This is a genomic window from Paenibacillus sp. LK1 (assembly GCF_002750415.1).
Taxonomy (GTDB): Bacteria; Bacillota; Bacilli; order Paenibacillales; family Paenibacillaceae; genus Paenibacillus; species Paenibacillus taichungensis.
Genome location: NZ_PEII01000007.1, coordinates 177,866 through 189,248, shown reverse-complemented (window position 1 = coordinate 189,248; position 11,383 = coordinate 177,866). Strand labels below are relative to the sequence as shown.

Here is an 11,383-nt window from a genome sequence, read left to right as displayed (position 1 = left end):
CAATTAGTATAAAATCGAAACGTTTCGATAAATCTGAAAAAGAATAGGGGACCTCTGCGAAATGACCTTTGTCGGGCCAATTCGGACGGTGATCCCCATCATTCAACTCTTAATTCAAAGAGGGCCAATCCCTTTTACAACCACGCGAGTTAAAAAAGAACAACTTCACAAATCTATACAGACCGGATATGGTATGACTTCTGTAAGCAGTATCCAAACCATATCCCATCAGACGAGTTACTTCCTAGGCCGGCTGAATTCCTGACTCAACCTGTACCGATCGTACAGACTCGCGTTCAACCAGATCAATGGTTAACGTATACGATGTATTCACAGCTTCACCGTTCAGCATCTGGAAGAGCAAATGCCCTGCCAATGAACCTGCTTCATGCTTGGGCTGCCGCACCGTCGTAAGCGGAGGATGAACATATTCGGACAGTTGAATATCATCAAATCCGATGACCGAAATGTCATTTGGTACCGAAATGCCGCTCTCTTCAAATGCTTTCAATCCACCAATCGCCATTTCATCATTCCCGTAAAATACAGCAGATGGAAGCTCGCCCTGCATAACCATCATCTTGGTTGCACTATATCCACCCTCACGTACAAAGTTACCGCTTAGACGCCATTTGGACTTCTCTTCAAGGCCCGCCTCCTGCATTGCTCGCAAATATCCTTGATAACGCAGAGCATTATCATAAGAATTGGATGGCCCGCTGATATAGGCGATGGTCTTATGCCCCTTCTGAATGAGGTGACGTGTAGCGAGGTAACCACCTTGCTCCCCGTCCACCAGCACGTTGACCAGATGGCTACTCGACAGCTGCCGATCCATCACAATGATAGGGAAACGTTCACCTGCAGATTCCACCAGGATATCATCATGGATGTTATGGGCCAGGATGATAGCGCCATCCACTCTTTTTTCCCGCAAGAAACGAACCGCTGTGGAGTCACGTCCTCCCATAGAGCTGCAAGCAATCAGATCATATCCGTTAGCCAGCGCTACGTCCTGTACGCTGCGAATCAATTCGGAGTAATACGGACCCGACAGATCAGTAAGAATCAACGCAATCGTGTTCGTCCGGCTCCGTTTCAGGTCCATGGCAAAGCCGTTTTTGCGATAATTCAGTTCCCGTGCTGCCGCCAGCACTTTTGCCTTGGTCTTGGCACTTACCTTGCTGTCCCCATTCAGTGCATAGGAAGCGGTCGAGAGCGCCACGCCTGCCAGCTTTGCCACATCCTTAATCGTTGCCATTCCACGTTCGCTCCTTCTAACTTTCTTGTTACCTATCATTTTATACTGTAAATGGTTGCAACAACCACACATTCCTATGCATTATCCATTAGAAATGGCATCAATTCTCATTTATCGAAACGTTTCGAAGTGTTTTCAAAAAAAATTTCTCTTCACGTCTTTTAAGCATCACTGCTGAATCATATACCTTTTTATTGTACATATAGCTTAGTCGATTGACAACATTCCAATATTAGACAAGAGGAAGAATTCATTATAAATCACAATGAACACGCCTGTAAACCATAGATTGAAACGTTTCGACATTTTCATTATAGTCGGTGTTGATAGCGATTTCAACCTCTTTATCCATTTTTCACAGAAATATGTGAAGTGAATGATTCGAAGGGTCCTCATTACACCTTTGTGGTATTATACTGCTTATTAGTCCAATCCTCTATAAGGAGTCCATTATGTTATGAGCAATCTGGATCTAAGCTTTCATAAATCATCCGTGAACAATCCCGGCCTCTTGCAGCAAATCACAACCGTGCCTCCCGCAATGTTCAAACTGTGTCATCTGGTGCAGCTCCATGATCGGGAAGCCTTCTCCCGTATCGATGAACTGTGGAGCAGCAAGCACGTTCTTTATGTCATCACCTCTGGTCAAGCAAGACTGATCAGTTCGAATGGTCAACTGATGGTAAATACCGGATCAGCTGTCGTTCGCCAAGCTGGAACTCTGCTTCAGCATGAAAGCAAGCGTGGCTCCCTTTCCCCGGTTCAGGGTATTGCAATAGCCTTTGATTTTGCAGATAACGAACAAAGGCTCTGGCCATTCGGACATCCTGTTCCCGTTACAAGCCGCCTTATTGCCGAGCTGATCTCCGAATTGGTTCAGTCCAGCTCCAAACGCGATGAGTCGGGACCATTCAAACCTCATATGCTGTTTTATCAGCTGCTGGATACGTTGCGAGATCACGCTGTGCGTTTGGCTCATGAAGATCATTCCTGGCTGGACATTGTCCTCGCGCGTATCCATGAAAGAGTTACTCATTCTTTTACACGTGAGCAATTAGCGAGAGAGGTTAATGTGAGTCCAGAGCATTTTTCACGAGAATTCAAGAAATACACCGGCTTTACATTCGTGGAGTATGTTACCCGGTTAAGAATTCGAATTGCCCAGGAGCACCTGCTGTTTGCCAATCCCACATTGCAAGAGCTTGCGCAGTTGACGGGATACAGGGATACCTTTTATTTAAGTCGAAAATTTAAACAAACGGTAGGTTGTGCACCGACTCTCTATCGGAAAACGCCAAAAAAAATTGCAAGTCTTACATACAACTATACCGCTTCCTTGCTCGCACTGGGCCACATCCCGCATCTGGGTGCCGTTGCAGAATGGATGAAAAGTAGACTTATTGAAAATGGACAAGACCAATTTGATCAGTGCTATGAGCATGATCTTATTAATCATCCGGATCTAATCGCAGACGCTCATCCCGATGTCATCCTTGGTTATGCACCTCATTCCGGCATGGATGAATTACGGCAGATTGCACCAACGATTTTGATGCCTTTTGAAGAACTTGACTGGCAGGAGCAACTCATTCATTTGGGACGCATCACAGGCCTGGAAGCCAAAGCTCGTGCGCTGTTAGACCAATATGATACGCTTCAGCAAGAGGCCAATCGTACACTTGATCAAATGATGGGTGTGCGTGGATCAGCAGTATGCATATTCATGATTGGTGAGAGTGGAGCGTACATCTATGGTCACGGATGGGGTAGAGCTTCTCATATTTTGTATCACTCGCTTGGCTTCGCCCCTCCTGCAAGAATGGAAAAGGATGGTCAGCTGCTCACAGGTTACATCCATGTTCCGCTAAATGAAATTCATTTGTACGCTGCAGATCATATTTTTATTGACTATGCCAGGGAGCCATCGGAGCAAGATGCTGTGGACAAGCTGTTCGCTCAGGAGTCCTGGAACAACTTGAGTGCGGTCCGAGAAGGGCGACTGTACGAGATTGAAGCGAATATGTTTTATGGATTCGACCCCATCTCGATTATGGAGCAATTACAGCACATCATGCACAAACTGACATCACATCTGTCCATGCATTAGTCATCATAGATGTCCATGTACAAATGATACGTCATCCTCTATGTTAGTAATGAGAATAATAATCATTATTGATTAAATAACAGGGGGAACAATTATATGTTTGCTGCAAAAAAACGCTTTTCGGGCTTGCTGCTCATGCTCGCCATCATCATGATCCTGGCTGCCTGTAACAGTGGTACGGGTTCCGGCACAACGGAACCAACAGCGGCGGGTTCAGAATCGACAACAGCTTCGACCGAAACAAATAACGACTCTTCCGGTGCTACGCGGATCTACAAGTCATTAAGTGGAGATGTGGAAATTCCGGCTGAACCGAAACGGATTGTTACGGATATGTACGTAAGTGATCTGCTCGCACTCGGTATAAAGCCTGTTGGCGCTGTTCAATATTATCTGGAAAACCCGTTCTATGCAGATCAGGTGGAGGGCATTGAAAGTATCGGTGATCGGGCAGCGGTCTCGATGGAGAAGGTCATTGCCATGAACCCGGATCTGATCATTACCTACTCCGACCAGGCCAGCGAAATTGAGAGTTATCAAAAGATCGCACCTACCGTAGTGATTCCTTATGGTACATTCACCAATGTACATGACGAAATTCGGGGATTCGGAGAGCTGATGAACAAATCCGAAGCAGCCGAAGCTTGGCTGAAAACGTACGACGAACGGATTGAAGCCGCTCGTGCTAAGGTGAAAACCGTCATCAAACCGGAGGAAACCTTCTCCATCCTTGAAGTATCCGACAAGAGTTATTATGGATATGGAGATAATTTTGGTCGAGGAGGACAAGCGGTCTACAGTGCTTTGCAACTTGCCCCACTCGAGATCACCAAAAAAGAACTGATGGGTGATACCCAGTGGAAAGAGATTTCGCGTGAAGTTGTTGGTGATTATGCAGGGGATCATATCTTCTTGACCGTTGGGGAGAACAATAAAAATTATCAAGGCGACTCCATCTGGCAATCCCTGCCGGCAGTGAAAAACAATCAGGTGTACGAATTGCTGGAAGACCGTTATTGGTACTTTGACCCGATTGCAATTCAAGGTCAGGCTGAAGAATTCGCTGATATGATCGTAGAACGTGCACAGCAAAATCGTAAATAACATATGAAAGATGCAAGTGTCTGGTCAGGCTATGGAACCTGTCCGGGCATTTGCGTTATATGGAGGAGGACTTACATATGCTTCGCCGTTTCATGGCCTATTATCGTCCTTATCGGGGACTCTTTATATTGGACTTCTCCTGTGCCATTCTGGCTGCACTGCTGGAGCTTGCGTTTCCCTTGGCTGTAAACAAAGTTGTCGATCAGCTGCTTCCCGCAGGCAACTGGTCCATGATTTTATCAGCCTGTGCCGGATTGCTGGGCATCTATCTGCTCAGTTCCTTTTTCCATTATGCAGTCACCTACTGGGGGCATAAGCTGGGTATTAACATCGAATCCGATATGCGGCGGGAACTGTTCCAGCGTGTGCAGAAGCAATCCTTCCGCTTTTTCGATAACAACAAGACTGGGCACCTCGTCTCTCGCATGACCAACGATCTGATGGATATTGGTGAGATTGCCCATCATGGACCCGAGGATCTGTTCATTGCCCTGATGACGCTGGCCGGAGCCTTCGGCATAATGCTTGGTATCAACTGGCAACTGGCTGTCATGACCTTCATCATCGTACCGCTAATGATCTTCCTGTCTCTCTATTTCAGCCGCAAAATGTCCAAAGCGTTCAAGCGTATGTTTGCGGATATTGCAGACTATAACGCACGCGTAGAGAACAATGTGAGCGGAATTCGTGTAGTACAGGCTTTTGCCAATGAAAAGCATGAAGTGAAACGTTTTGTCGAAAATAATGAACGCTTCCGTCTTACCAAACTGATCACCTACCGGATTATGGCATGGAATTCCTCGCTCAGCTTCATTCTGATGAAATTTGTCTCGCTGTTTGTACTGGTGTGCGGTACGTGGTTTGTCATTCAGGGCAGCATGACCTACGGAGAATTTATCGCCTTTGTCATGTTATCCAATGTGTTTCTTGGACCGATTCAACAGATTAATTCCGTCATCGAAACCTATCCCAAAGGCATTGCCGGATTCAAAAGATATCTGGAGCTGCTGGAAGCCGAGCCCGATGTGGATGATACACCACAAGCCAAATCCATCCCACATGTGAAAGGCGACATCGCCTTCCATGACGTTTCATTTGCTTATGGGGAACACAAGCCAACCTTGGATCAGGTCAATCTGGAGATTCAGGCAGGACAAACGGTAGCGCTGGTTGGACCTTCGGGTGCAGGCAAATCTACGCTGTGCAGTCTTATTCCACGCTTTTACGATGTGGATGCGGGGCATATCTCTATTGATGGGATTCCGGTAAAAGATATGACACTGGAGTCACTTCGCTCCCATATCGGGATTGTACAGCAGGATATTTTCCTGTTTGATGGGTCAATCCGTGAAAATATTGCCTACGGCAAACTGGATGCACCTGATGAAGAAATCTGGCAAGCCATTCGCAGGGCCCAACTGGAAGAGCTGGTACAATCTCAACCGGAAGGGCTCGATACTCTAATTGGTGAACGGGGCGTCAAATTATCTGGCGGACAAAAGCAACGTCTATCCATTGCTCGCATGATTTTGAAAAATCCGCCGATCCTCATTCTGGATGAAGCGACCTCCGCACTGGATACCGAAACGGAAGCCGCCATTCAGTTGGCTTTATCCGAGCTGGCACAAGGACGTACAACGCTAATCATCGCCCATCGACTGGCAACGATCAGACACGCCGATCGTATTGTGGTAGTGGAAAATGGCGGCGTAGCCGAGCAAGGCAGCCATGATGAACTTCTGGCACGTCAGGGCTCATATAGCCGATTGCATCAAGCGCAATTTGGATAGGTTGCGAATTATTGTGGATTATAAAGTTTAACGAAATACAGTCACGTTATTCCCGCAAAACCAGCGGCAGGATCGCCTAACTGTGGAAATTGGCGCTAAAAATACGCGCTCGGTTCGTTAAACAGTACTAATGCTAAAAAGGGATGTCCCCGTCATGTTCAATGACTTTTGGGACATCCCTTTCTTTTTCAGATCCTAAATTCTGTGATAATCACAGCAGGAATAGGATTTTATTTTTTGACCGCATGGATGAAATGGTTTGTTTCGAAGGCAGATAAGTCATCTGTACGATTGCTAAAATACCGATCCTGTATATCTTCTGGCGATAGATGCTCATATATGAGAAGTCCCACATCCGCCAATAACCGCTCCATCTCCTCGTAAGTGAAGCAGGATTGCATCGGCTCGCCCCCCATTGCAGCCATCTTAACCATATTTTCAACCCGGTTAAACCTTCCTTCTTCCTCAAAGAGATGCTCATCTGCATAATCCAACACAATAGAGCTCCCTGTTGGAAGATCCGAAAATATATGCCGCAGCAAAATGGACAGGTCTTCTTTGGTCAAATAATACGAAACGCCTAATAGAGTAACCATCGTCTTTAGCTTCTTCAAGCCTTCATTAGTCAAACGTTCATACGAAGGCTCATGGGTAAAATCCATTGGCACTAGATGAAGATTGTCCGGAATGATCAGATCGGCCTGATGCAGCCGCTCCCGCTTGAATTGCTGTGTTGCCGGATAGTCCACTTCAAATAGTTCCAAAGTGTCCTTCAATTCCGGATGCCTCAAAGCAAATGTATCCATCCCCGCGCCAAGAATGACAACCTGCTTCAATCCCAACACAACTTCATGCAACACTACATGCTCACAATAGGCAGCCCGAGCCAATGTTATTGGAGATAACTGTACCTGCGTAATCCATTTTAAAATCGTATCCGGGTCGTCCTTGATCAGCTGAGCCATGTCCGGGTTGAAAAAATGGATGCCTTGAATCATATTCTCGCGAATACCCGCAAACTCTTGAGGAGTGATAAGCTCTTTGGCTATATAATCATCGAAAATAAGAGGTGTGTCGTATTGGCAGTGGTAGGCTCGGCCAAAAGCCGAAATCAAGGATGTGATGCTGGACTCATTTTGCTTCATATTTCATCCTCCCGTACAAACAAAAATAAGATTCCCCCTGGCCAGGAGAACCTTAGTATATACGGAATATTTTTATATGTAAATTATAGCATAAAAAGATTTTTTTGTCAATCTAAATCTACAGGATGATCCGACAGATTCAAGTGGCATTCTTTGTCCCTCCACTCCAATCTGCCCTCTTCCTCCTTCATACCACTCAACCCGAAAAGGCTAAGCGTCCAATCCGTACTCCTTCACTTCACGGTTGCGGTTCAGCACCGCATGCAGTACAAAACCAAGCACCGCAATAACCGCCGTGCCAGTCGCCAGCCACGCTACAGGGATCAGTCCCTGTTTGTCGTACATGACCCCCATTGCATACGGCCCGATAACCCGTCCAACCGCACCGATCCCACCGGAGATCCCGATGTAGAAAGGTGCCGCTCTTCCGGCATGCTCTGAGATGAATGCCGGCGTAGCAGGTGAGATCAACATTTCCCCAAAGGTAGCCAGTACCATTGCAAGCACCATACCCGGATAGCTATACATGGTGATCATGACGATGTAAGCCATGCCATAAAACACCGCACTTGCAGTCATCTGAGCGGTCGATGTACGGGCCATCGTACGCTTAACCCAGCTAGTAAAGGGTTGTCCCACAAAGATCAGCACCCCATTTAGGGTCCAGAGCAGACCGTACATTCTTTTCTCCATACCCTCGGAAATAATATACGGAGACACACCCGTATTCCAGATGGAATTACCGAACAGCAGGAACAGCACGCCCAGGCTCATGAACAGATATAATCTGGTGTTTCCTAGCAGCGCCCAGACGCCCGGCCCATCGGGAACCGTTTTGCGCTTGGTCAGATGTACTTCGCCCTGATCGGGTTCCGCCCGCGACAGATAATACCAGAAGAAAATCGCAAACCCGGCAGAGGTCACCCCGTTCAGTACAAAGCTGAGATGATAGGAAAAGTCAGCCAAGAAACCACTGAGCGCCGTACCAATCGCCACACCGATATTGTTGGCGACATAGATCACATTGAACAATTCCCCGCGTCTCTCCGCAAACCGGAAGCCAATAAAGGCTTGAATCGCTGGTAACGACAATGAACTGAATAGACCGATCCAGCCCATGGCACATATAAATACAACCCAATACGCGCTAATCCACGGCAGAGCAAACAGCCCTACCGCATTTAACGCCAGCGATCCGATGATCAGCTTCTTGACGCCCACCCTGTGGTACAATGCACCGCCGAGCAATTGCCCGAAGATGCCGCCCAGCGACTGAATCAGAATAACAAACCCCGCGTTCGCCATCGTGCGTCCAAGCTCGTCAAATACATACATCGTGGTCAGCGGCCACATCAAGGCACTACCTGTCGCATTGACCAAACTTGCCAGCAAAAATATTTTCACTTCTTTTGGATACGTATCCAGCCATCTCATCATCTTGTTTATTCTCCTTAGTACCTTCAAAAAGCATATTGCCATAAAAAATAGACCCTTGCCCTGACGGCATAATTAGCCAGAGCGAAGGCCACTTGAATTTAGAAATTTAGAATGTAGTACTTTGAATTCCGAATTTTGCTCTTTATCATTCTGCTTACGATCTATCCTTTGTTCATCTTACCTGAAAAGATCCGATCTGCAAGCACATTCATTGACGCTTCACTTCGACAGTGGCCGAGAAGAATGTGGCCCCGTTCCCCATGTCAGACAGACGATTGGACGTGAGCGAATTCGCCCGCTGTTTTTTGCCATTGCCATCCCACCATAAGCCTTGACTGATCACCGTTCCTGGCAGCATGGATTCACTCACCTTGGCGGTTAGCTCGATCCGGCCACGGTCGTTCCATACGACCACCGCATCTCCGTCTTTCACCTGTCTGCGGGCTGCGTCCTCCGGATGCATTTGCAATAATGGTATCTTCTCCAATCGTTGATGTTTGGCCGAATTGGCAAAGGTGGAATTCAGGAAATTATGGTTTGGCGGCGACAGAAACATCAGCGGATAGACATCCGCAGGTCCAGCCGGGTTTTCCCCGTCATACCCCTCAACGAGAGCACTATACGTAGGTAAAGGAGGCAATCCCTTCTGTGCCATCGTTTCCGAATACAGCTCAATTTTCCCCGAAGGCGTGGGCAACTGATCCAAATAGGAGTCATGTGCAGACATATCCAGCTTGACGAAATGATGCTGCTTCAGCCCCTCCAAGGTTACTCCGTTCATGTAGGGATTACCCGTATCCTGGAGTGCTTCCTCAATCATCTGTTCCGGTGTCTCCCCGAAAATCTCCGGGTCATACCCCATCGCCTGTCCAAGCAAAGAGAACAATTCAACATTGCTCTTGCTCTCACCCAAAGGCGCAATGACTGGCTCTTGCAAATGAACATACTGATGCCAGTAGGACGTATACAGATCCGTCGTTTCAAATGAAGACGTCGCAGGCAGCACAATATCTGCGTATTTCGCCGTATCCGTCATGAATAGGTCATGGACTACCGTAAACAGATCTTCCCGTGCAAAACCTCGCTCCACCCGCTCGGTATCTGGTGCCACCACCAGTGGATTGCTGCAGTAGACCATCAACGCCCGGATCTGCTGCTCCGCTTCCAGTAGCGCTTCGCCAATCCGGTTCATGTTCACCACGCGCGGCTCCGGGTTCTGCCGCAGCTCAGGACGCTCGAGCGCATCGCTATTCGTGCTCGCGTAGCTGTTGGTACGAATAGCGCCCCCGCCGCGCTTCAGCCACTGCCCTGTAATGGCAGGCAGACAGGCTACGCTGCGGACGTTCATGCCACCGTTGTCGTGATGCTGGAGGCCATTGCCGATATGAATATGGGCTGCCTGTGCGTTGCCATACAGCTCAGCCAGCTTCACGATGTCCGCCTCCGGCACGCCTGTAATACGTGCAACGCGCTCCGGGGTGTAGCTGCGGACATGATCACGCAGTGCCTCATGGCCCACGGTATATTTTTGCATAAAAGCCTCATCCGTCAGTCCCTGCTCGAACAATACATGCATTAATCCGAGTGCCAATGCACTGTCTGTTCCGGGGTAGAGTGGAATGAACCAGTCTGCCCATTGGGCGGTCCGATTGCGATGGACATCAATAACGACGATTTGGGCGCCCTTTTTGCGGGCTTTCTCGGCCAGAACAACCTGATGCATATTGGTGCTGACGATGTTGCCTCCCCACACCAGAATGACATCCGCATGCTCTGTATCCTCGGGCAAGGTTCCCCGGTTCGCACCCATCGTATATTTCCAGCCGGTATTTCCCGCTGCATTACAGATAGTCTGTTCCAGCTTGCTCGCACCTAGCGCATTGAAAAATCGACGATCCATGCCATCCACACCAAGAATGCCCATGTTTCCATAGAAGCTGTAGGGCAGGATGCTCTCCGGTCCGTAGGTATCTGCCAGCGAACTAAATCTCGCCGTAATCTCGCCGATGGCTTCGTCCCAACTGATTCGCTCGAACTGGCCTTCGCCCTTGGCTCCGATGCGTCGCATCGGATATTGCAGCCGCTCGGGGTGATACACCCGCTCCGTCATATTTCGGACTTTGTTACAGATGGCGCCTTTTGTAATCGGATGGTCCGGATTGCCCACGACCTTCACGATCTTACCGTTCTCCTTATGAAGCAGCAGGCCGCAAGTATCCGGACAATCGAGCGGGCAAACTGCCGGGAATACGCCATTCTCCTGATCGATCATATACAAGTTCCTCCCCCTTCAAAGTTATCCTCATATCATATCTTCTTCATGGTAATCGCGTAAAGAGAACAGTCTTTTTTACTGCCACAACCGCTCCAATTTTTTTTCAAAAAAAATCTTTTTCCCCTTGATTCAATCTCGAAATTCAAGGGTAAATTAAAAATAAGGCATTAGGCTAGTGTTTCCCCACTTCCTCCTCATGCCATATCATGGACCACTCCCGAAATTCGCCATGAACAGGTTTCGTTCCCCCGAACCTTGTCATGG

General features: G+C 47.9%; 7 protein-coding genes. 3 read left to right on the top strand and 4 right to left on the bottom strand.

All coding sequences use genetic code 11. The features are described from left to right. Positions 1-244: 244 nt before the first annotated feature. Positions 245-1,261, bottom strand: a complete 1,017-nt coding sequence (locus CS562_RS17110; RefSeq protein ID WP_076287537.1) for a LacI family DNA-binding transcriptional regulator — start codon at positions 1,259-1,261, stop codon at positions 245-247. A gap of 457 nt (positions 1,262-1,718) precedes the next feature. Here CS562_RS17110 and CS562_RS17105 point away from each other — a divergent pair, with 457 nt between their 5' ends. The 3 genes from CS562_RS17105 (at position 1,719) to CS562_RS17095 (ending at position 6,262) form a co-directional block, all read left to right on the top strand. Then, positions 1,719-3,368 carry an AraC family transcriptional regulator gene (locus CS562_RS17105; protein ID WP_099857433.1) on the top strand — a complete coding sequence of 550 codons (1,650 nt, stop codon included), beginning with the start codon at positions 1,719-1,721 and terminating at the stop codon, positions 3,366-3,368. 96 nt (positions 3,369-3,464) lie between these two features. Further along, a complete protein-coding gene (locus CS562_RS17100; protein WP_099857431.1) occupies positions 3,465-4,472 on the top strand; it encodes an ABC transporter substrate-binding protein in 1,008 nt (335 codons plus the stop codon). A gap of 77 nt (positions 4,473-4,549) precedes the next feature. Then, positions 4,550-6,262, top strand: a complete 1,713-nt coding sequence (locus CS562_RS17095; RefSeq protein WP_099857429.1) for an ABC transporter ATP-binding protein — start codon at positions 4,550-4,552, stop codon at positions 6,260-6,262. Between the two features lie 230 nt (positions 6,263-6,492). On the opposite strand, the gene CS562_RS17090 is transcribed toward CS562_RS17095, so the two are convergent. From CS562_RS17090 to CS562_RS17080, 3 genes are all read right to left on the bottom strand, one after another. Next, entirely contained in the window at positions 6,493-7,407 is a 915-nt protein-coding gene (locus tag CS562_RS17090) for a class I SAM-dependent methyltransferase (protein ID WP_099857427.1), read from the bottom strand. 210 nt (positions 7,408-7,617) lie between these two features. Further along, positions 7,618-8,841, bottom strand: a complete 1,224-nt coding sequence (locus tag CS562_RS17085; RefSeq protein ID WP_076287726.1) for an MFS transporter — start codon at positions 8,839-8,841, stop codon at positions 7,618-7,620. A gap of 211 nt (positions 8,842-9,052) precedes the next feature. Continuing rightward, positions 9,053-11,116, bottom strand: a complete 2,064-nt coding sequence (locus tag CS562_RS17080; protein WP_099857425.1) for a molybdopterin-containing oxidoreductase family protein — start codon at positions 11,114-11,116, stop codon at positions 9,053-9,055. Positions 11,117-11,383 lie beyond the last annotated feature (267 nt).

Coding starts and splice junctions, on each gene's coding strand:
- CS562_RS17105 (WP_099857433.1), top strand. CDS start 1,719: ATGAGCAATCTGGATCTAAGCTTTCATAAATCATCCGTGAACAATCCC.
- CS562_RS17090 (WP_099857427.1), bottom strand. CDS start 7,407: ATGAAGCAAAATGAGTCCAGCATCACATCCTTGATTTCGGCTTTTGGC.
- CS562_RS17110 (WP_076287537.1), bottom strand. CDS start 1,261: ATGGCAACGATTAAGGATGTGGCAAAGCTGGCAGGCGTGGCGCTCTCG.
- CS562_RS17100 (WP_099857431.1), top strand. CDS start 3,465: ATGTTTGCTGCAAAAAAACGCTTTTCGGGCTTGCTGCTCATGCTCGCC.
- CS562_RS17085 (WP_076287726.1), bottom strand. CDS start 8,841: ATGAGATGGCTGGATACGTATCCAAAAGAAGTGAAAATATTTTTGCTG.
- CS562_RS17095 (WP_099857429.1), top strand. CDS start 4,550: ATGCTTCGCCGTTTCATGGCCTATTATCGTCCTTATCGGGGACTCTTT.
- CS562_RS17080 (WP_099857425.1), bottom strand. CDS start 11,116: ATGATCGATCAGGAGAATGGCGTATTCCCGGCAGTTTGCCCGCTCGAT.